We start from the raw sequence: 20850 nt of genomic DNA on the forward strand, positions 1-20850 counted from the left end.
GTTACCGATTGTAGCATTTGTTTGAGCTCTTTTTTATTCTTTTTCGGAATAAAAAAAGCGAGTGCGGAAAGCGGGGCATTTCTCTTTAGAAATGAACGCCCAAAAAACTAATATTCAATAGAAAATGATTAATTTTGCAGCTTCAATTAATGATATTTCTACCTTCTAAGAAACGGTAGATACCAATATAAAAATAAAGAAATGTATAGAAGTCATTCTTGTGGCGAGTTAAGAGCATCGCATATAAATACAGAAGTAACCTTAGCAGGTTGGGTACAAAAATCTCGTGATAAAGGTTTTATGGTTTGGGTAGATTTACGTGATAGATACGGAATTACGCAACTAATTTTTGATGAAGAGCGCACGCCAAAAGAGATGATAGAAAAAGCAAAGTCTTTAGGTAGAGAGTTTGTAATACAGGTTACAGGTACTGTAATTGATAGGGAAGCAAAGAACTCTAAAATGGCTACTGGAGATGTAGAAGTGTTGGTTTCTAAATTAGAAATCTTAAACGCGTCTGTTACGCCTCCTTTTACTATTGAAGATAAAACGGATGGTGGAGAAGATATTAGAATGAAATATAGATATCTTGATATTAGAAGAAACCCTGTTAAAGACAGTTTAATTTTCCGTCATAAAGTGGCAATGGAAGTTAGAAAATATCTTTCTGACCAAGAATTTATAGAGGTTGAAACACCTTATTTAATTAAATCTACACCAGAAGGAGCAAGAGATTTTGTGGTGCCTTCTCGTATGAATGAAGGCCAGTTTTATGCGTTACCTCAATCCCCACAGACATTTAAACAATTGTTGATGGTTGGTGGAATGGATAAATATTTTCAGATTGTAAAATGTTTTAGAGATGAAGATTTACGTGCAGACAGACAGCCAGAATTTACACAGATTGACTGTGAAATGGCATTTGTGGAGCAAGAAGATATTTTAAATATTTTTGAAGGATTAACGCGTCACTTACTTAAAGAAGTAAATAATGTTGAAGTGGAGAAATTCCCTAGAATGTTATATGACGATGCAATGAAATTGTATGGAAATGACAAACCAGATATCCGTTTTGGAATGGAGTTTGCCGAGTTAAATGCAGTTACACAACATAAAGATTTTGGTGTTTTTAATAGCGCAGAATTGGTTGTTGGTATTGCAGTTCCTGGAGGAAATTCTTATACAAGAAAAGAAATAGACAATATTATTAAGTGGGTAAAAAGACCGCAAGTTGGTGCTTTAGGAATGATTTACGCACGTGTAAACGAAGACGGATCTTTTAAATCTTCTGTAGATAAATTCTACAACCAAGAAGATTTAGCGAAGTGGGCAGAAGCTACAGGTGCAAAACCTGGAGATTTAGTGTGTGTTTTATCTGGAGAAACAAATAAAGTAAGAGCTCAATTATCTGCTTTACGTATGGAATTAGCAGAACGTTTAGGCTTGAGAGATCCTAAAGTTTTTGCGCCTCTTTGGGTAATAGATTTCCCTTTATTAGAATTAGATGAAGAAACTGGGCATTATCATGCAATGCATCACCCTTTTACTTCTCCTAAACCTGGGCAAATGGAATTGTTAGACACAGATCCTGGTGCCGTAAAAGCAAATGCGTATGATTTGGTTTTAAATGGTAACGAAATTGGTGGTGGTTCTATCCGTATTCACGATAAACAAATGCAAGCAACTATGTTGAAGCATTTAGGTTTTTCTGACGAGGATGCTAAAGCTCAATTTGGTTTCTTAATGGATGCTTTTGAATATGGTGCGCCTCCTCATGGTGGTTTGGCATTTGGTTTGGATAGATTGGTTGCTATTTTAGGGGGACAAGAAACTATTAGAGATTTTATTGCATTTCCAAAAAATAATTCTGGTAGAGATGTTATGATAGATGCACCTGCATTTATTGATGATGATCAACTAAAAGAATTGAGTTTGAAACTTGATATTCAAGCATAAAATTTTAAATCCCGCTTTTGCGGGATTTTTTATTACATTTAAAGTATATGAAAAAACTGACTACATTTTTACTCCTTATTATATCAATCACTTCTTTTTCGCAAGAAATTACTGGTGATGAATTGTTAGATAAAGCAATTCAATTTCATGATCCTAACGGAAATTGGCCAACCTTTAAAGGAACGCTTTTCGTGACGATGGAAATTCCTGAAAAATCGAGTAGAAAAAGTGAAATCGATATTAACTTACCTCAAGAATACTTTTCTGTAAAAGCAATTAGAGATACAATTGCTACTAAATACACAGTAAATAAAGGCATTTCTAGTTTTAGTTTTAATGGCGATAAAAATCCGTCAGAAGAAATTAAAAAGAATTTTAACTTAAACCCTGAACGTGCAAAAATGTATAAGAATTATTATACGTTTTTATTTGGTTTACCGATGAAACTAAAAGATGAAGGAACAATTATCCACCAAAAAGTAGAAAAGAAAACCTTTAAAGGAAAAGAATATTTAGTTTTAAAAGCTACGTATTCTAAAGAAGTTGGTAAAGATACTTGGTACTTTTATTTTAATCCAAAAACGTATGCTATGGAAGTGTATCAGTTTTTTAAAGAGAAAAAAGATAGCGGAGAATATATTTTACTTTCTGATTTAGAAATAATAAATGGTGTGAAAATGCCTAAAACCAGAGCATGGTATTATAATAAAGATAATGGCTACTTAGGAACCGATATCTTATCTTCACAAAAATAAATAAAATCCTTTACTTTATTCTAATCATAGAAAAAACATGTTGTTAAGTATGGAAATAGTATTACTCATTTTTATCATTATTTATCTACTAATTACAAACAAAAATATTAGTTCTAAATTGAAAGATTTACAGACTTCTGTTTTTCAATTAGATGATAAATTACGAGACTTACAGCAAAAATCAACTTCTAAACAAGAAGTATTAAAAACTAAAAACGAACCTGTTTCTCAAAAAGAAACGGAGCCTTTAGAAAAAACAAGACCAATTGTTGTAGCAAAAGAAGAACCTATTATTTTTGTTTCTGAAGTACCAGAAGTAGTAAAACCTATTTTGAATACTGATGCTAAGATTACACAAATAGTTACTGATAAAAAAGCAAATACTAGAGAAGAGAAAAAGCAAGAAAAAGCGATTCCTAAAAAGTCTTGGCTAGCATCTTTTAAAGAGAAAAATCCAGATTTAGAGAAGTTTATTGGTGAGAATTTAATTAATAAAATAGGAGTCTTAATTCTTGTTTTAGGTATTAGTTTCTTTGTAAAATTCGCTATTGATAAAGATTGGATTAACGAACCTGCAAGAGTAGGAATTGGTGTTTTATGTGGGTCTTTAATTATGATGATTGCACATAAATTAAAAAAGAATTATGCTTCTTTTAGTTCTGTTTTAGTAGCCGGAGCAATTAGTGTTTTTTACCTTACTATTTATATTGCTTTTCATGAATACCAATTATTTAGTCAGACAATTGCCTTTTCTATTATGGCTGTAATAACAGCTTTTAGTGCATTGGTTTCTGTTTCTTATAACAGACAAGAATTAGCCATTTTATCTTTAACTGGTGGTTTTGCAGCACCATTTATGTTAAGTACCGGCGAAGGGAATTATGTAGTATTGTTTAGTTACATTGCTATTTTAAACTTAGGAATTCTTGCGATATCTTATTTTAAAAAATGGAAAATAGCAACCATATTAGATTTTGTTTTTACCTACATTTTATTTGGTGGCTGGTGTTTCTTAAACATCTACAAAGGCAGTTTCGAACACTTAGGTGCTTTAACTTTTGCAACCATATTTTACTTTATATTTAGCATTATCATTGTTTTAAATAACTTAAAAAATAAAGGAGTCTTCTCTAAAATTGAATATTTTATTTTAATAGCAAACACCTTTATTTTCTTCGGAATTGGAATGCTGATACTAAAAGATTTAGAGTCTAACTTTACAGGATTGTTCACCTTATTATTGGCTGTTTATAATGTAGCGTATGCAACAATTTTATACAAGAAATTTGGGTTAGATAAAAATGCCATTTATATTTTAATAGGATTGGCATTAACGTTTGTTACGCTTACCATTCCTATTCAATTTAACGGAAACCAAATTACTCTTTTCTGGGCAGCAGAAGTAGTGTTACTATTTTGGTTGTCTCAAAAATCTAAAATTGAATCTTTTAAATTAGGTGCAATTATAGTACAAGTTCTATCTATTATTAGCTTGCTTTTAGATTGGGAGTTATATGGGGATTCTGAAGAATTATCTGTAATTCTTAATCCGGTATTTATAGCTGGTTTTGTAGTTAGTATTTCTTTATTCTTAACCTATTGGTTGTTAAAAAAAGAAGGAAATATTGTAACTAAATACTTCACCTTAAAAATAAACATTTACAAAACAATTGTATTCATTGCATTTGTACTTGTAACCTATTTTACGGGTGTTTTAGAAACAAACTATCAAGCACATCAGTTTTTAGAAAACACGTCTTCTGCAACATCTTTTCCGGTAACGTATCATTTTGTATTTGTAGCTCTTTTATTATTTTTTACATCAAAATTAAAAAAGAACAACCTAGAAAAGGCAGTCATATTATTAAGTTGTATTTCTATCTTCTTTTATATTTTAAGGTTCTACAAGTTACCAATAGATGAACTTGCAGAAAACAATGCGTTTTCTTTACAGAGTAATTACGCTTTCTATTTACATTATATCATTTTAGCGTCTCTAATATATTTTGGCGTTCAATTATTTAAAAAGACCAGTACAATCTTTAAGATAAAACCAAAACATAGTAAATGGTTGCCTTGGATTTTTGTTTTTGCAATTGTATATACCTTAAGTAATGAAGTAATGGTACATGGAATTCATTTTTCTAGTCCTATAGAAACCGTTACGGATTTAGAAGCACAAGGCAATGAATATTTAAAATATTCTATTATAGAGAAAAGAATAGACGAGAAACAAGATCAGATAATTAAAATTGGGTATCCTATTTTATGGGGAGTTTTCTCTTTTATATTCTTAATTATCGGAATTAAAAAACAGTGGAAAAACTTACGAATTATAGCACTTTCTTTATTGGGAATAACCATTATAAAGCTATTTGCATACGATATTAAAAACGTTTCTGAAACAGGTAAAATAATTGCCTTTATATTATTAGGTGTTTTAATATTGATTATTTCGTTTGTGTATCAAAAAATAAAAAAATTAGTAAATGACGAAACTCCAGAGGATGAAAAAATATAGCTTTTTAATCGTTTTATTTATTGGCTTCACTTCTTTCGGTCAGAATTATAAAGGCGCTTTAAATAGTGTTAAAGAAGATGGTTTGCATAAAATAATGCTAACACCCGAAGTAAGATCTGCAAGTAAAAATAATTTTAGTTTTATCAGAATAAAAGACAGTGAGAATAAGGAAATTCCTTATGTATTAAAATATCATTCAGATCAATTATTCTCTACATTTTTACCTATCAAAATTGTATCAAACAAAAGAATTAAAGATTCTGTTACTACGGTTTTAATAGAAAATAAAACGAAGGAAAAATTAACGAACCTTACTTTAAAAATTGCGAACACAGATATTTCTAAAAAATATAACCTCTTTGGTAGTAATGATGCCAAAACATGGTTCGGAATTACCTCTAACAACACGTTATATCTTAATAATAGTGCAAATAAATCATCTTTAGAGAAAAGGATAAATTTCCCTACAACAACTTATCAGTTTTTAAAAATTGAATTTAACGATAAAAACTCTCTACCAATAAATGTATTGGAGGTTGGTAAATATATTAACAACTATTTTTCTGAAGCGCCAATTGCTATCACAGGTTATAGTCAGAAAATAACTCAGTTAAAAGAAAGAAAAGTAACTCAGATTAAATTTAGCTCTAGGAATGCTCATCTAATTAATAGTATTTCTTTTGATGTTGAAACTGCTTTTTATCTACGTAATGCAAGGCTTATCATAGAAAAAGAACGTAAAATTAAAAAAAGAGTTGAAAATTATGAGCAAGTAGTTGCTAGCTTTGAGTTGAATTCTAAAAACGAAAACACTTTAAGCTTACATAATTTTAATGAAAAAGAATTTATAATAGAAATCGAAAATAAAGACAATCCTAGTTTGTCTATTTCTAAGGTAACGCTATTACAAAAGCCTGTTTACATCATATCAAACTTAAAAACAGCGCAAAAATATCAATTTATAATAGATAGTACTCTTTCTAAACCTTCTTATGACTTGGGTAATTTTATATCAAAAAAGACTACTATAATAGATGAAGATGTATCCATTCAAAATTTTATAAAGACTAAAACAAAAGCGACAATTATAAAAGAGAAACCTTTTTGGGAAACGGCTGTTTTTATGTGGGTTTGTATTATTTTTGTGGGCGTATTAATAACCTACTTTGCGTTAGATTTATTAAAGGATGTAAAACATCAAGAAAAAAAATAATATTATACTATAATTTCTTATCAATAAAACAAGTGCCAACAACAAAAACGATATACAGAAAAATATTAATTTGGAGATATAAATATATTTCTGAAAGACAATTTATATATATTCTAAGTATTATTGTCGGTTTTCTCGCAGGTTTTGGAGCCGTAATCTTAAAAAACCTAACACACTTTTTTCAGCATCTATTAGAAGGAAATTTAGTGAGAGATTATCACCATGCTTTTTACTTTCTTTTTCCTATTATTGGTTTAACCATTGTATTTTTTATCATAAAATATGTTATTAGAAACAAAGTAAGTCACGGTATACCATCAACGCTTTATGCCATTTCTAAACGAAAAGGAATTATGAAACGTTACCAGATGTTTGGTTCTATTTTAACAGCTCCAATTACGGTTGGTTTTGGTGGTTCTGTTGGTTTAGAAGGACCTACAGTTGCAACAGGAGCTGCAATTAGCTCTAATGTTGCAAGACTGTTTCATTTAAATCAAACCTCAAGAACTTTATTAATTGGTTGCGCTTCTGCTGGGGCACTTTCCGCAATTTTTAAAGCGCCTATTGCTGCTATTATTTTTGCGATAGAGGTTTTTAGTTTAGACTTAACAATAGCTTCTATGTTGCCTTTACTTTTGGCTTCTTTATCTGCAATTATTACTTCTCGATTCTTTTTTGGATCTGATGTTTTACTTCCGTTTAAAACAGAAGATGTATTTACCATAAACAACATTCCTTTTTACCTTATTTTAGCTACTGCAACAGGTTTAGGTTCTATCTATTTTACAGAGGTTTATGATAGAATTCAGAAACTTTTTGATAAAATAGATTCTCCAATAAAACGCTTATTAGTTGGTGGTATTGGTTTAGGTATTTTAATTTTTTTAATTCCGCCTTTATATGGTGAAGGCTTTGAAGTAATTAATAATTTAATTGCCGGTAACCCAGAAGAAGCTTTAAAAAACAACTTTATGAACTTAGATTTATCTAATGTTTGGGTTGTTATTTTGTTGTTACTAGGCTTAGTTTTATTTAAGGTTATAGCAAGTGCTTTAACATTTGGAGCAGGTGGAGTTGGTGGTATTTTTGCACCTACTTTATTTATGGGAAGTCTTTTAGGAAATTGTGTTGCCAAAATAATTAATACCACAGGATTGTCTAGTGTTTCCGAGAGCAACTTTACTTTGGTTGGAATGGCAGGTTTAATGGCTGGTGTATTACACGCTCCTTTAACAGCTATATTTTTAATTGCAGAACTTACCGGTGGTTACGACCTTTTTATTCCGTTGATGCTAACAGCAACAATTGCTTATTTAATAGCTAAATATGTACATCCATATTCTGTTTATGCAATGCAATTAGGTAGAAAAGGAGAATTAATTACGCACAACAAAGATCATGCTGTTTTAACTTTAATGGACATTAATAGAGTTATTGAAAATAATTTTGTTCCTGTTTATTCTGATATGGATTTAGAGAGCATGGTTAAGCAAGCAGTTGTAAAATCTAACAGAAATATTTTTCCTGTAATTAATAAAAAAAATAACAAACTAACAGGTATCATTTTACTCGACGATTTAAGACCTATAATGTTTGATCAAACCTTGTATAAAACTGTTTTTGCAAGAGACATTATGCAACATCCTCCAGAAATTATAATTATAGGCATTGATAAAATGACTGATATTATGAGAAAATTCAAAGAAAGTGGTGCTTGGAATCTACCGGTTGTTAAAGAAGGACAATATATTGGTTTTATCTCTAAATCAAAATTATTAACTGCATATAGAAATAAACTAATAGAAGTTACTTCATAAAACTATAGAAGAAAATGAGAAAAAATAGTTTTTCAACAAACATGAGGTCAAAGTCTAACAAAGAGTTAGAAACAATTCTCCTAGAGAAAGATAAATATACAGAAGAAGCAATACAAGCAGTTACTTGGGAATTACAAGATAGAAACATCTTAGAAAGAACAGATGATTTTTCTGATGAAATTACCAAAGAAACCGTAACAATTGATGTAGCTGTCACTAACGAAAGTACAGAAAACAACAAGAGTCCTTTTGAAGAATTAGAAGTACCTGTTTTATATTCTAAAAAAGCAATATTAGGTTTTACCATTTTCTTTTCCACCATTTTTGGTGCCGTTTTACTGATGCAAAACTTAAAAGAAATGAACAAACCAAAAGCAAGAAATCAAGTGCTTATTTTTGGGTTGGTTTACACTGTTTTCTCTACCATACTTTTAAATTATTTACCTAAATCCATTTTTACAACTTTAATATTGAATATGATTGGATACACTGTATTGACAGGATATTTTTGGAACATTAATTTAGGCAAAGACATAGTACATAGAGATAAACAAATATGGAAAATATTAGGCATTTCATTACTAATTGTATTTGGGCTTATTTTTTTACTTTTATTAACTCAGAATTTAGAGCAATAACTTGACTTTTGCTAAATTAAATTCAAAGAAGAATGAAAATAATATTAGCACCAGATAAATTTAAAAACTCCTTAACGGGATTAGAGTTTTGTTCCATTGTAGAAAAAGTAATTTTAGACAAATCTCCCAATACCAAAATCTTAAAATTACCATTGGCAGATGGTGGCGACGGTACACTAGATATTATAAATTATTACCTTAAAGGAAATCTAATTTATCTAGAAGTAAACAATCCTTTTTTTCAAACCATAAAAGCTTCTTATTTATATGCAAAAGCATCAAAAACTGCTTTTATTGAAATGGCAGAAGCATCCGGAGTTAAATTACTAAAAGCAGAACAGTTAGATTGTAAAAACACAACCACTTTAGGTACTGGAGAGATGATTGTTGATGCTCTTCAAAAAGGGGCAAAAACCATTATTATAGGTATTGGAGGAAGCGCAACCAACGATTGCGGAATTGGAATGGCAACCGCTTTAGGCTATCGTTTTTTAGATAAAAAGAACAAAGTAGTAAAACCTATTGGTGCTAATTTATCAGATATAAAATCTATAGATACAACAAATGTTCATCCCGAATTAAATAACGTACATTTTAAAATTGCTTGTGATGTTACCAATCCTTTATTTGGGAAAAATGGTGCAGCTTATGTTTATGGAGCTCAAAAGGGAGCTTCTAAAGAAGACATTGTAATGCTAAACAAAGGGTTGCAAGATTTCTCTAAGGCTTTAAACAAAACTTTTACTATTGATGTGCAAACCATAAAAGGTGCAGGAGCCGCAGGCGGAATGGGAATTGCAACTCATTTATTCTTAAACGGAACTTTAGAACCAGGCATTCAATTAGTAAAAAAAATAGCCAATTTTGATACTCAGATTGAAGGTGCAGATTGGATTATTACCGGTGAAGGAAAATTAGACACACAAACCATGTCTGGCAAAACCATACAAGGAGTATTGACCTCCGCAATAGCAAAAAAAATAAAAACTGCTGCTTTTTGTGGCGCTATAGATTTAGAAGAAAAACATCCCGAAGAATTCGGAATTCAGTATACAGATGCCACTATAAATTATGCAAAAAACTTAAATGATTCGATAAAAAACAGCGGAAAGTATTTGAGTTTATTATCAAAAAAATTCGTTCTTAAACACCTTTAATATACTAACTCCAAGGTTCATCATTCGGTTCTAATTGTTTTTGACTGGGCATAATTCTTTTTGAATCTTGCTCTGTTTCGCCTATTTTTAAACAAGAAAATAACAAGAAACAAACAGGCAAATCTAACTTATCTAAAAGTTGTAATTTAATAGTGTCTTTATACTCTTTCTCTAAAAAAGAAGTGTCAATTTCAGCAATTTTATCGCCATTTTTTAAAATGGATATTTTCTTTTTAAAATGAATTTTAGTTTCATAAGTAACCTCATCAATATCTATAGAATAAATTGTTTTTCTATTATTCTGAGAAATTAACTCGGTTAAAACATCATGACTATTCTTTATAGTAAAAACCATTTTCCATTTCCAAAATTGAAATTGTTTTGTAATTCTATAAATTATCTTATCCTCTGAGTCAAACATTTCAGAACCAAACTTGCCAAAATCTAAAAACCATTTAGAAGAATATAATTTTCCTTCTGATGAAAAAAGATCTAAAGTGTTATTAAAATGTTTTATCTTATATAAATGGGTATTCATAGAATTATTTTTCTTTTAAAAAATTAACAACCAAATCGGGATAATCTGTAAAAGCACCATCAACACCTGCTTCCATTAAAAGTGTTTCCATCATCTCATCAAAGGTAGTAAACTCATCTAAAGAATCTGCTCTAAAAGTATATGGATGTACTTTTAAACCCAATTTATGAGCATCAGAAACTAAAGTAGTAAACAACCACTTACCTCCTACTTTCTTCTCTAAAACCTGTTTATACCAAGGCCCTATTCCGTCTGCATACGTTGCAAAATGTTCCAACTGCTTTGTTTCTTCTTCAAACTCCATTAACTGCACCAAAAATAAATCAGATTTTAATTCTAAACGAATTCGCTCTAACTCTTTTGCATCAAAACATTGTAAAATACAATTGTCTTTTTTAGTTTGATAGCCATAATCAGAAAGTATTTTTAAAACAATTTCTGTAATTTTTTTTCCTTCTTTTTGATGAAAAGCAGGGTCTTTAATTTCTGGATAAATTCCGATATTCTTTCCGGTACTTTTATTTAAACCTTGTATCAATTCAATTTCCTCTTCAAAAGAATGGAGTCTAAAGTTGCCTTTTCCTTTCGGATAACGATTTGGATAAAACTGTTCTCCCGTTTCTGGATTAAAACGCTCTGTTACTTTTAACATTTGTAACTCTGTAAATGTAAAATCTATCACGTAAAAACGATTGTCTTTTCTTTTTCTACCTGGGAATTTTGTAGCAACATCCGTTACATCGTCTAAATAAATATCATGAATTACAATAGGTACATTATCTTTACTTAACACTAAATCTTGCTCAATAAAATGAGGATTCATAGCGTATGCCATCGCTTTAGCTTCCATAGTATGTTCTGGCAAATAACCAGAAGCTCCTCTGTGGGCAATTACAATTTTAGTATTCATGTTGTTGTTGTCTTTTTTAGATGGATTGCAAGAAAGAAGTAACAAACCTATCAAAAATAATGAAATTGATTTCATTTTTATGAAAATTAGAAATTAAAGATATAACTTTTTGTAATTTTGCAATATGAAGTTAACCTTAAAAATAATGTTTGTCATCTTTTTAATTTGGATGGCAATTGGAATGTACCTTATAAATACAAGTCACGAAAAAGCACAAATTGTAATGGGTTTAGGTGTCTTTTACTTTTCTTTTCTATTTATGCCTTTCTTTATTTACTATAGATATAGAGACGGAAAATACAAGAAATATATTTTAAATGATGAAAAATTAAAGGCCGCTTTTAAAGATTTTGGAAAAGATTAATTAGTTCTCTTTTTAATAATTTTATCGCATATCATAATGAATGCGTTAAAAAAACAAGACAGCATCAGTTTTCACACGAGCGAGACGCTCGCGTTAACGAAAAGGGAACAAGACATAAATACTAGTGCGAGCGTCTCGCTCGTACTATAACAAGTTAATTTCAAAAACCAAAAAAACAGTATCAAAGAATACAAGAGTGGAAGATTATAATTATCATTTCATTTAATCTTCCTTTTTTAAATATAAATAAACCGGAAAATGGTCTGAAAAACCACCTTGATACCATGGACCAATATAGGTTCTAAACGGACTTCCTTTTAATTTTCCTTTAAATATTTTTAACCATTTTTTATTAAAAACCTCCGCGTGTTTAAAGTACAATTGACCTTCTTTTTTCTCTAAAAAGTTTTTAGTAATGATAATTTGATCAAATAAATTCCACTTACCCTCATAAGTTAAAGAACCAACAGCATCTCTATCTAATATCTTTTCCATAGGATTGTAAAAATCATCTGTCACTAAATATTCTTTAATAGATTTACTTGTTGGATCATCGTTAAAATCACCCATAATCAAAATTTTTGCATCAAAATTTTTAGCTTGTATTCCTGCTATAATTGCTCTTGCTAATTTTGCAGCATCAATTCTTTTTGGCTCAGACTCTTCTATTCCTTCTCTTCTAGAAGGCCAATGATTTACTAAAACATGTACTAATTCTCCGTTTAAATTACCAGAAACCACCAAAATATCTCTAGTATAATCTCGTTCACCTCTTTCATCTTCTAAATACAGCGGAAAATGTTCTGAGTCTATTAATTCGAATAATTCTTTATTGTATAAAAGGGCTACATCAATACCTCTATCATCAGGAGAATCATAATGAACAAAGCCATAATGATGCTTTTTTAAATCTTTAGAATTTACCAAGTCTCTAACAACTTTTGCATTCTCTACCTCTACCAACCCCACAAGTGCGGGCACATCATAAGATTTTTCTTTACCTAATTGAGAAATTACAGAACCTAATTTTTTAATTTTATCCCTGTAACGCTTATTATTCCAATGATTTTTACCATTGGTAGTAAAATCATCATCAAAGGTTTTTGGATCATCTACAGTATCAAATAAATTTTCTACGTTGTAAAATCCCACAGTAAAAATTTCTTTACTCCTTTTTGATGATGAAAAAAATGATATCATTTATAATTGTTTAGATGATTGGTAAAAGTATAAAAATTAACCAACGAAACTCTTAACTTAAATTATATGTTTTGTTAACACCAAACTATAATTACTTCTCTTTTTCTCTTGTAAATTTGTATTGATTAAAATCTGAATTAATTATAAACCTAAAAAAACCATTGCTATAAGAAGAAAAGTGTTGAATTTGAATTTGAATTATTTAATTAAAACTTCAAGTATCTTGAGGTTTTTTTTATGCTTTTACAAATCAAATCTTTGTATTTTTGCATCCTATGATAGACGAACGCGAAGTTATTTCTGAAAAAGCCGTTTTAATCGGTATTATATCTCAACAACAAAATGAAATTCAATCTACTGAATATTTAGATGAATTAGAGTTTTTAACGTTGACAGCAGGTGGTGTTGCCGTAAAACGTTTTGTACAGAAAATGGAAAAACCCAATCCTAAAACTTTTTTAGGAGTAGGTAAATTAGAAGAAGTTAGAGACTATATTGTCTCAAATAATATTGGAACAGCCATCTTTGATGATGAGTTGTCCCCTGCTCAAATACGTAATATTGAGAAAGTTTTAGATTGTAAAATTCTAGACAGAACCAATCTTATATTAGATATTTTTGCTCAAAGAGCACAAACAAGCTCAGCAAAAACACAAGTAGAATTGGCACAATGTCAATATTTATTACCACGTTTAACAAGACTTTGGACACACCTTGATAAGCAAAAGGGTGGTATTGGAATGCGAGGACCTGGTGAAACCGAAATTGAAACAGATAGACGTATTATTCGTGATAAAATTTCTGTGCTACAAAAGAAATTATTAACCATAGACAGGCAAATGGCTGTGCAACGTAAAAACCGTGGAAAAATGGTTAGAGTTGCCTTGGTTGGTTATACCAATGTTGGTAAATCTACATTGATGAATGTGATTAGTAAAAGTGATGTTTTTGCTGAAAACAAACTATTTGCAACATTAGATACTACCGTAAGAAAAGTGGTTATTAAGAACATTCCGTTTTTATTAACAGATACTGTTGGTTTTATTAGAAAACTGCCTACACAATTGGTAGAATCTTTTAAATCTACGTTAGATGAAGTTAGAGAAGCAGATTTATTACTACATGTAGTAGACATCTCTCACCCAAACTTTGAAGACCACATTGCTTCTGTAAATTCGGTTTTAGCAGATATTAAATGTGCAGACAAACCTTCTGTAATGGTCTTTAATAAGATTGATGCATATTCTCATGAAACTATTGATGAAGATGATATTGTTACAGAAAGAGGTAAAGAGCACTACACCTTACAAGATTGGAAAAAAACTTGGATGAATGACTATGATGTAGATTCTATTTTTATATCCGCCTTAAACAAAGATAATTTAGAAGACTTTAAAGAGAAAACATACGAAGAAGTAAAGAAAATACATATTCAGCGTTTCCCCTACAATGACTTTTTATATTATGAATATAAAGAAGAAGAGTAAATAGTTATGATTTAATAGACAAAACTTCATAAAATGAACAAAAGCTCCACAGAATTAGTTGACCACTTAGACAAACATTACATACATAGAAGTAATTGGTTAAGGGCAGTTGTTTTAGGAGCAAATGATGGAATTTTATCTACCGCAAGTTTAGCTATTGGAGTTGCAGCTGCTAGTGATTTAAGAGAACCTGTAATTCTAGCAACTTTGGCTGGTTTAGTTGCAGGAGCATTGTCTATGGCAGCTGGAGAATATGTTTCTGTAAGTTCTCAAACAGATATTGAATGTGCAGATATTGAAAGAGAAAAAGTAGAATTAGAAGAAATGCCAGAACTTGAGTTACAAATGTTGGCTAAAATTTACGAAAAAAGAGGACTTAAAAAAGAAACGGCTTTAATTGTAGCGAAAGAATTAACAGAAAAAGATGCATTAGCCGCACATATTAGAGATGAATTAGGGATTAATGAAATTAGTCAAGCAAACCCTATTCAAGCAGCAGTAGCATCAGGTGCTGCGTTTACTATTGGAGGACTATTGCCTTTTTTAGTAACGCTATTTCTTCCTTTAGAAAATTTAGAATACTACATTTATGCTTCTTCAATATTATTTCTAATGGCTTTAGGTGCCTTAGCCGCAAAAGCAGGTGGCTCTAATGTTGGAATAGCTGTTTTAAGAATTACTTTTTGGGGTACAGCTGCCATGGGCTTAACTGCTTTGGTTGGGTATTTATTTAACATCAACCTTTAAAAAAAGAAAAATAATTGTTTTAAAATGCTTAAAAAAGTAAAACTTCTACTCTTTTTTACCATCCATTACGCCTAATTTTTTAATCCTATTTTTCCAAGATTTTTTGGCATGTGCTTGCAAGTCTGCTACAGAATCACTCTCATCCATAATTTCTAAGCCTAATAAAGTTTCTATTACATCTTCTTGAGAGACGAGTCCGCTTACAGAACCATACTCATCTACCACCAATGCAATGTGTTCTTTCTCTTTAATCAATTTCTCAAATAAATCAGGAATTGACAAATCTCTGTCTGTGATTATAATATTTCGTTTAATAGAAGACAAGGTTTCATCTCCTTTACCATTAATAATAGCTTCAAATAAATTATCTTTTAGAAAATACCCTGTAATTTCATCTGGATTTTGAGCAAAAACAGGAATCCTAGAATAACGTAAACTTTTATGTTCCTTATAGAAAGTAGCTATCGTTTGGCTTTCATCTGCAATCTCTAATACAGATCTAGGTGTCATTACATCATTTACTTTAACCTCATTAAAGCCTAATAAATTTCTAATAACTTTACTTTCATTTTCATGAAAAACACCATCTTTTTCAGCCATTTCTGTCATCACCAAAAACCCTTCTCTACTTAAAACACTTCCATGTCCTTTTCCTCCAATCAATTTTGTAGTAAGTTGTAGTAGCCATAAAAAACCTGTCCATTTCAATGGGAAAATCATCACATTTAAAGCCTTAGAAGTAAAATTAGCTAACTGTCTCCAATAAGTAGCTCCAATTGTTTTTGGAATAATTTCTGATGCCACTAAAATTAAAATGGTCATTATAGTAGATACAACTCCTACCATAACATCTTCTGTTAATTGAACTCCTAAAATTGTTTTAACAGAATTTCCATACATTTCTGCATAAGCTACTTTTGCTTGCACACCAACTAAAATTGCTCCCACCGTATGTGCAATGGTGTTAATAGTTAGTATCGCTATTAAAGGCTTGTCTACATCTTTTTTTAAAGTTTCTAATTCAATAGCAAATGCATGTCCTTCATTTTTTTTCAGGTTGATAAATGTTGGCGTAATACTTAACAGTACCGCTTCTAAAATTGAACATAAGAATGAAAAGAAAATAGAAACCGTAGCAAAAATTATTAATAATGTCATCAATAAATGTTTAGAATGTAAAAGTAAGGAAAATAAAAAACCTCAAGAATTTCTTCTTAAGGTTTAAATAAAATATTATTTGATACTACTTAAAAAGCATAACTCAGACCAAGTAAATAATAAGATTGTAATTTATTATCTACATCATCAAATCCTGCTGTTGGGTTAGGGTTACTTTCTCTAGTCTGCAAGTCATTTAAAGCTTCTTGTTTATTTTTACGTAAACCTAATTCAAAACCAACTCCAATTCCTTTCCAGATTGTATACCCAAAAGAGTTTGTAAAAGTCCAGTTAGACAAATCTGATGTGTCATAGCTTTGAAACATAGATAAATTAGACTTTACACTTAATTTACCATATTTTTGTGTGTAATCTGCTACAACTTTAGCACCTAAAAAAGATTCAAATACAGTGTCTCCACTACTAAAAACAAAATTGTAGTTTCCTGGATGTATAACAACCACTAAATTATTTGTAGGTGTCCAAGTAGCACCAATACCTAAATCTAGATATCCTGGATCATTAAAATTATCTATAATAGTTGTTCTATATTCGGCTAAACCAGAAAGCGCCCATTTTTTATTTAATCTCTTACCATATAAAGAGCTAATTGTAAATACATCTGTAGTAGCTTCAAAATCTTCATCTCCAGATACTCCTTCTTCATCTAGTTTTACCCAACCTAAATTAACTGCAGCAGAGTTTCTCCAGAAAAAATCTTCTTTAATTAAATTTGCAAAACCATTTACTGTAACACCTATATTACCAGCAGTTGCCGTAGGTGCAGATCTAGAATACCAATTATTAAAACCAGAAAAACTACCTCCAATTGTACCAAAAGCACCTTTTCTCCACCCTGGAAGTGCATCAATTTTTGCTTGTAAAGCTTTTACTTCTCCTTGTAGTTTAGCAATTTGTGCTTTTTTAGGAGCTTGTTCTTTTTTTAACTCTTCTGCTGTTTGTCCATTAATTGAAACGGCAGTTAATACCAATAAAAATAAGATTGATAGTTTCTTCATCCTTTTATTTTTTTAAAATTTTAAGCGTGCAAAAATACACTTTTTCTTCTTTAGACAATAAAAAAATTAATAAGTCACTTTTTGATGAAATTTATAATTTATTCCCACACCAAATAATTGCCTAAATTGCACTTTACTAGAGGCATTATCATCCACAATAGTATGGAAAGTCATGTGCATTTTAATATTATTATTTACTTTAAAACGAATATTTGTTTGGTTTTCTACATCTAAATTTTCAGGTTGATCTAAGTAATCCGAATAAAGAGCAACAATGTTTTCCATTTCGATGTTTTCCATGATACTAAACTTAAAATAACCAGAAAGATTAAAACCTAAACTAAAAGCAGAATTATCTCCTTCATCTACACCATACTTTCCAGAAAAGAAATCACTAACCATAGTTAACCTAGCAGTAGCTGGAGCTATATTTATATTTGAATTATCAGACTTTTTCCATAACATACCCGGGCCTAAACTTAAATAGGCTGGTGAAAAAAGATCTGAAACAGGCTCTGCAGGTTCTACTTTATAATTATAACCTCTTGAATATTGAGTTTTAAAGTTAACAAATTGTGAGAGGAACCAGTTCTTACCCGATTTAATACCCAACAAGGAATTTAATTCAAATCTATCATTTGTTTTTCGATACCCTTTGTCATTTAAATGACTTGACCCATATGCTGTTAAAATTCTGGTATCCCAGTTAACATTGCCTTTTTTATAATTGAAATCGTAGTTCACATTAATATCCCCTGCAATCGTATTGTCTCCACCAGATGACCAATTAGAAAAAGTTGATTGATTGAAAATAAAACCAAACTTTCCGTTAATTTTCCATTTAGGAATAGGTAACGTATCTTTTTTCTTTTTTTGCGCAAAAAAAGAAGTGGAAAAAATAAGTAATAAAAGAAATAATGCTCTTCTCATTCTAAAAGTTATTTATAAAGATAATCGCCTAAATAAATTAGAGCTATCTTTTAGTTTTATATAAAGGTACTGTTGAGCAAGCCTCTCCAAACATAATAGATCTTGCTACAGGTTGTAATTTTTCTATTAAAAAAACATACGCAGAGTTAGGGATTGGCTTATCGGCACAACCTTTTATAATAACTGGCGCATTTGTAAATTCTTTAAAATCTAAAAAGCCAATTAATTCTTGATAAAGAACTGTTTCTAGCAATTCTAAATCTCCAATAACCACTTTACTTGCAAACGGAATTAATTCTGATGCAACTAACATAAAAGCCCAAGAAGGTATTATGGCATCTACAGAACAGGAAATAGCCACAAAAGTTTTTTGATACTGAGACCAATCATGGTTTTTTACAGATTCTCTAAAGTCTTTCTCTTTTAAAATCTGTTCTTGAAACAACCAATCTTTTACATCAAATAAAACACGCTTTCCTTCTGGATAGATTTCTTCTAAATCAAAGGTTTTAAGTTTACTATTTGTAACTCTATTTATAATTTCTTCTTGCATATATTAAGTTTCAAAAAATGTTTTCGAGTAATTTTGATTTTTAATCAAAATTACTCGAACTGACAGCTACTGTGTACTGCCTACTGAATACTTTTTATAGCATTCCTAATTCTAATTTTGCTTCTTCACTCATCATATCTTGCGTCCAAGTAGGATCGAAAGTAATTTCTACTTCACAGTTTTCAATTTCTTTTAAACTCTTTACTTTTTCCTCTACATCTGCAGGTAAACTTTCTGCAACTGGGCAATTTGGAGACGTTAAGGTCATTAATATTTTTGCATTATTATCTTCTGATACAAAAACATCATAAATTAAACCTAATTCGTAAATATCTACAGGGATTTCTGGATCGTAAATTGTTTTTAAAACGTTTACAATTTTATCACCTATTACTTCTAATTCTTTATCTGTCATTCTTAAATTCTTAATTTGCTAATTTAGTTTGTTGTGCAATTGCATACATTTTTATATACTTAATCATAGAAACTAAACCGTTTGCTCTAGTTGGTGATAAGTGCTCTTTTAGACCGATTTCATCAATAAAATCTGTAGTAGCACCTAAAATATCTACTGGTTTTTGATTTGAATAAACCCTCAATAATAATGCCACAATTCCTTTGGTTAAAATAGCATCACTATCTGCTGTAAACTTAATCGTATCATTCTCTAATTCTGAATATAACCACACTTTAGACTGACATCCTTTTATTAGATTTTCATCTAATTTATGTGTCTCATCAATAATAGGTAAAGACTTCCCGAGCTCTATAATGTACTCATAGCGTTCCATCCAATCATCAAACATTGAAAACTCATCTATAATTTCTTCTTGTATTTCTTTGATAGTCATTTTTAAAACTTATTTTTGCACTTTTAAAAAAGCATTCATATTGAATGCAAAATTACGTATAAAATCTAAGAAATGAGTAAATTATTAGCAGTTGGTACGGTAGCTTTTGATGCTATTGAAACTCCTTTTGGGAAAACCGACAAGATATTAGGTGGTTCTGGAACTTATGTAGGTTTGGCTGCAAGTCAATTTGGAGTAAAAACAGGCGTTGTTTCTGTTGTTGGTGGAGATTTCCCTGCCTCATATTTAGAAATGATGAACTCTAAAGGAATTAATACTGATGGAATTGAAGTAGACAAAGAAGGTAAAACTTTTTTCTGGAGTGGTAAATATCATAATGATATGAACTCTAGAGATACTTTAATTACAGAGTTAAACGTATTAGAAACGTTTACACCTGTTGTACCAGAAAGTTTTAAAGATGCAGGCATTGTAATGTTAGGTAACTTACACCCGCTAACACAAGCATCTGTATTAGATCAAATGACAGAAAGACCAAAATTAGTAGTTTTAGATACTATGAATTTTTGGATGGACATTGCTTTAGATGATTTACATACTGTTTTAAAAAGAGTAGATGTAGTAACTATTAATGATGAAGAAGCACGTCAATTATCTGGAGAGTATTCTTTAGTTAATGCTGCTAAAAAGATTCATGAAATGGGACCAAAATATGTGGTAATCAAAAAAGGAGAACATGGTGCTTTGTTATTTAATGAAGGAGATATGTTTTATGCTCCGGCATTACCTTTAGCAGAAGTTTTTGATCCTACTGGAGCAGGAGATACATTTGCTGGTGGTTTTTGTGGTTATTTAGCAAAAACAGAAGACATTTCTTTTAACAACATGAAAAATGCAATTATATATGGTTCTAACCTAGCATCTTTCTGTGTAGAAAAATTTGGTACAGAGCGCATGCAAGACCTTACAGAAGAAGAAGTTAAAAAGCGATTACAAGCTTTTAAAGAATTAACACAATTTGATATAAAAATATCTTAATTTTAATCCGCGGTTTTTTGCTGCGGATTTTTTTTTT

The 20850-nt window shown here is 30.3% G+C and carries 20 protein-coding genes; 11 read left to right on the top strand and 9 right to left on the bottom strand.

The genetic code is table 11. From position 1 onward, the window contains the following. Positions 1-201 precede the first annotated feature (201 nt). From aspS to WG945_RS06995, 7 genes are read left to right on the top strand one after another with little or no spacing between them, the layout of a single operon-like run. Positions 202-1956 (top strand): aspartate--tRNA ligase, encoded by a 1755-nt coding sequence (gene aspS, locus WG945_RS06965; protein ID WP_068448671.1) that lies wholly within the window; start codon positions 202-204, stop codon positions 1954-1956. Between the two features lie 47 nt (positions 1957-2003). Then, positions 2004-2711, top strand: a complete 708-nt coding sequence (locus WG945_RS06970) for a DUF6503 family protein (RefSeq protein ID WP_068448672.1) — start codon at positions 2004-2006, stop codon at positions 2709-2711. 49 nt (positions 2712-2760) lie between these two features. After that, positions 2761-5232 (top strand): DUF2339 domain-containing protein, encoded by a 2472-nt coding sequence (locus WG945_RS06975; RefSeq protein ID WP_068448673.1) that lies wholly within the window; start codon positions 2761-2763, stop codon positions 5230-5232. Beyond that, positions 5219-6445 (top strand): hypothetical protein, encoded by a 1227-nt coding sequence (locus tag WG945_RS06980; RefSeq protein WP_082864178.1) that lies wholly within the window; start codon positions 5219-5221, stop codon positions 6443-6445. Before WG945_RS06975 ends, WG945_RS06980 begins: the two co-directional genes overlap by 14 nt. A 32-nt stretch (positions 6446-6477) precedes the next feature. Continuing rightward, the gene (locus tag WG945_RS06985) at positions 6478-8262 is read left to right on the top strand and encodes a chloride channel protein (protein ID WP_197482062.1); all 1785 of its coding nucleotides are present in this window, start codon (positions 6478-6480) and stop codon (positions 8260-8262) included. Between the two features lie 14 nt (positions 8263-8276). Next, positions 8277-8900 (top strand): hypothetical protein, encoded by a 624-nt coding sequence (locus WG945_RS06990; protein ID WP_068448675.1) that lies wholly within the window; start codon positions 8277-8279, stop codon positions 8898-8900. Between the two features lie 32 nt (positions 8901-8932). Next, positions 8933-10057: a glycerate kinase gene (locus tag WG945_RS06995; RefSeq protein ID WP_068448676.1), complete on the top strand. Its 1125-nt coding sequence runs from the start codon at positions 8933-8935 to the stop codon at positions 10055-10057. Positions 10058-10061: 4 nt separating this feature from the next. Here the strand turns inward: WG945_RS06995 and WG945_RS07000 are convergent, their stop codons facing one another. Beyond that, a complete protein-coding gene (locus WG945_RS07000) occupies positions 10062-10595 on the bottom strand; it encodes a hypothetical protein (RefSeq protein WP_068448677.1) in 534 nt (177 codons plus the stop codon). 4 nt (positions 10596-10599) lie between these two features. Then, on the bottom strand, positions 10600-11580 hold the full coding sequence (gene glpQ, locus WG945_RS07005) for a glycerophosphodiester phosphodiesterase (protein ID WP_068448678.1): 981 nt from the start codon (positions 11578-11580) through the stop codon (positions 10600-10602). A gap of 70 nt (positions 11581-11650) precedes the next feature. Between glpQ and WG945_RS07010 the strand changes: the two genes are divergently transcribed. After that, entirely contained in the window at positions 11651-11869 is a 219-nt protein-coding gene (locus tag WG945_RS07010; RefSeq protein ID WP_282071650.1) for a hypothetical protein, read from the top strand. A gap of 222 nt (positions 11870-12091) precedes the next feature. Here WG945_RS07010 and WG945_RS07015 read toward each other — a convergent pair whose 3' ends face one another. Beyond that, a complete protein-coding gene (locus WG945_RS07015; RefSeq protein WP_068448680.1) occupies positions 12092-13069 on the bottom strand; it encodes an endonuclease/exonuclease/phosphatase family protein in 978 nt (325 codons plus the stop codon). A gap of 275 nt (positions 13070-13344) precedes the next feature. On the opposite strand from WG945_RS07015, the gene hflX reads away from it, so the two are divergent. Then, on the top strand, positions 13345-14556 hold the full coding sequence (gene hflX, locus WG945_RS07020) for a GTPase HflX (protein WP_068448681.1): 1212 nt from the start codon (positions 13345-13347) through the stop codon (positions 14554-14556). 33 nt (positions 14557-14589) lie between these two features. After that, a complete protein-coding gene (locus WG945_RS07025; protein WP_068448682.1) occupies positions 14590-15303 on the top strand; it encodes a VIT1/CCC1 transporter family protein in 714 nt (237 codons plus the stop codon). Positions 15304-15348: 45 nt separating this feature from the next. On the opposite strand, the gene WG945_RS07030 is transcribed toward WG945_RS07025, so the two are convergent. The 6 genes from WG945_RS07030 to WG945_RS07055 all read right to left on the bottom strand — a co-directional run bounded on the left by WG945_RS07030 (position 15349) and on the right by WG945_RS07055 (position 19814). Next, positions 15349-16461, bottom strand: a complete 1113-nt coding sequence (locus WG945_RS07030) for a CNNM domain-containing protein (protein WP_068448683.1) — start codon at positions 16459-16461, stop codon at positions 15349-15351. Positions 16462-16550: 89 nt separating this feature from the next. Next, positions 16551-17480 (bottom strand): DUF3078 domain-containing protein, encoded by a 930-nt coding sequence (locus WG945_RS07035; RefSeq protein ID WP_068448684.1) that lies wholly within the window; start codon positions 17478-17480, stop codon positions 16551-16553. 66 nt (positions 17481-17546) lie between these two features. Beyond that, positions 17547-18410: a DUF3078 domain-containing protein gene (locus WG945_RS07040; RefSeq protein WP_068448685.1), complete on the bottom strand. Its 864-nt coding sequence runs from the start codon at positions 18408-18410 to the stop codon at positions 17547-17549. A 43-nt stretch (positions 18411-18453) separates the two neighbouring features. After that, positions 18454-18963: a DUF2480 family protein gene (locus WG945_RS07045; RefSeq protein ID WP_068448686.1), complete on the bottom strand. Its 510-nt coding sequence runs from the start codon at positions 18961-18963 to the stop codon at positions 18454-18456. A gap of 94 nt (positions 18964-19057) precedes the next feature. Then, a complete protein-coding gene (locus tag WG945_RS07050; RefSeq protein WP_068448687.1) occupies positions 19058-19378 on the bottom strand; it encodes a DUF59 domain-containing protein in 321 nt (106 codons plus the stop codon). A 10-nt stretch (positions 19379-19388) separates the two neighbouring features. Further along, entirely contained in the window at positions 19389-19814 is a 426-nt protein-coding gene (locus tag WG945_RS07055; protein WP_068448688.1) for a SufE family protein, read from the bottom strand. A 72-nt stretch (positions 19815-19886) separates the two neighbouring features. Between WG945_RS07055 and WG945_RS07060 the strand changes: the two genes are divergently transcribed. Continuing rightward, positions 19887-20813: a PfkB family carbohydrate kinase gene (locus WG945_RS07060; protein WP_068448689.1), complete on the top strand. Its 927-nt coding sequence runs from the start codon at positions 19887-19889 to the stop codon at positions 20811-20813. Positions 20814-20850 lie beyond the last annotated feature (37 nt).

It is taken from the genome of Polaribacter atrinae, assembly GCF_038023995.1.
Lineage (GTDB): Bacteria > Bacteroidota > Bacteroidia > Flavobacteriales > Flavobacteriaceae > Polaribacter > Polaribacter atrinae.

Coding starts and splice junctions, on each gene's coding strand:
- WG945_RS07060 (WP_068448689.1), top strand. CDS start 19,887: ATGAGTAAATTATTAGCAGTTGGTACGGTAGCTTTTGATGCTATTGAA.
- WG945_RS07030 (WP_068448683.1), bottom strand. CDS start 16,461: ATGACATTATTAATAATTTTTGCTACGGTTTCTATTTTCTTTTCATTC.
- WG945_RS07010 (WP_282071650.1), top strand. CDS start 11,651: ATGTTTGTCATCTTTTTAATTTGGATGGCAATTGGAATGTACCTTATA.
- WG945_RS06990 (WP_068448675.1), top strand. CDS start 8,277: ATGAGAAAAAATAGTTTTTCAACAAACATGAGGTCAAAGTCTAACAAA.
- aspS (WP_068448671.1), top strand. CDS start 202: ATGTATAGAAGTCATTCTTGTGGCGAGTTAAGAGCATCGCATATAAAT.
- WG945_RS07050 (WP_068448687.1), bottom strand. CDS start 19,378: ATGACAGATAAAGAATTAGAAGTAATAGGTGATAAAATTGTAAACGTT.
- WG945_RS07025 (WP_068448682.1), top strand. CDS start 14,590: ATGAACAAAAGCTCCACAGAATTAGTTGACCACTTAGACAAACATTAC.
- WG945_RS06995 (WP_068448676.1), top strand. CDS start 8,933: ATGAAAATAATATTAGCACCAGATAAATTTAAAAACTCCTTAACGGGA.
- WG945_RS07040 (WP_068448685.1), bottom strand. CDS start 18,410: ATGAGAAGAGCATTATTTCTTTTATTACTTATTTTTTCCACTTCTTTT.
- WG945_RS06970 (WP_068448672.1), top strand. CDS start 2,004: ATGAAAAAACTGACTACATTTTTACTCCTTATTATATCAATCACTTCT.
- WG945_RS07045 (WP_068448686.1), bottom strand. CDS start 18,963: ATGCAAGAAGAAATTATAAATAGAGTTACAAATAGTAAACTTAAAACC.
- WG945_RS07000 (WP_068448677.1), bottom strand. CDS start 10,595: ATGAATACCCATTTATATAAGATAAAACATTTTAATAACACTTTAGAT.
- WG945_RS06975 (WP_068448673.1), top strand. CDS start 2,761: ATGGAAATAGTATTACTCATTTTTATCATTATTTATCTACTAATTACA.
- WG945_RS06980 (WP_082864178.1), top strand. CDS start 5,219: ATGAAAAAATATAGCTTTTTAATCGTTTTATTTATTGGCTTCACTTCT.
- WG945_RS07015 (WP_068448680.1), bottom strand. CDS start 13,069: ATGATATCATTTTTTTCATCATCAAAAAGGAGTAAAGAAATTTTTACT.
- glpQ (WP_068448678.1), bottom strand. CDS start 11,580: ATGAAATCAATTTCATTATTTTTGATAGGTTTGTTACTTCTTTCTTGC.
- WG945_RS07035 (WP_068448684.1), bottom strand. CDS start 17,480: ATGAAGAAACTATCAATCTTATTTTTATTGGTATTAACTGCCGTTTCA.
- hflX (WP_068448681.1), top strand. CDS start 13,345: ATGATAGACGAACGCGAAGTTATTTCTGAAAAAGCCGTTTTAATCGGT.
- WG945_RS07055 (WP_068448688.1), bottom strand. CDS start 19,814: ATGACTATCAAAGAAATACAAGAAGAAATTATAGATGAGTTTTCAATG.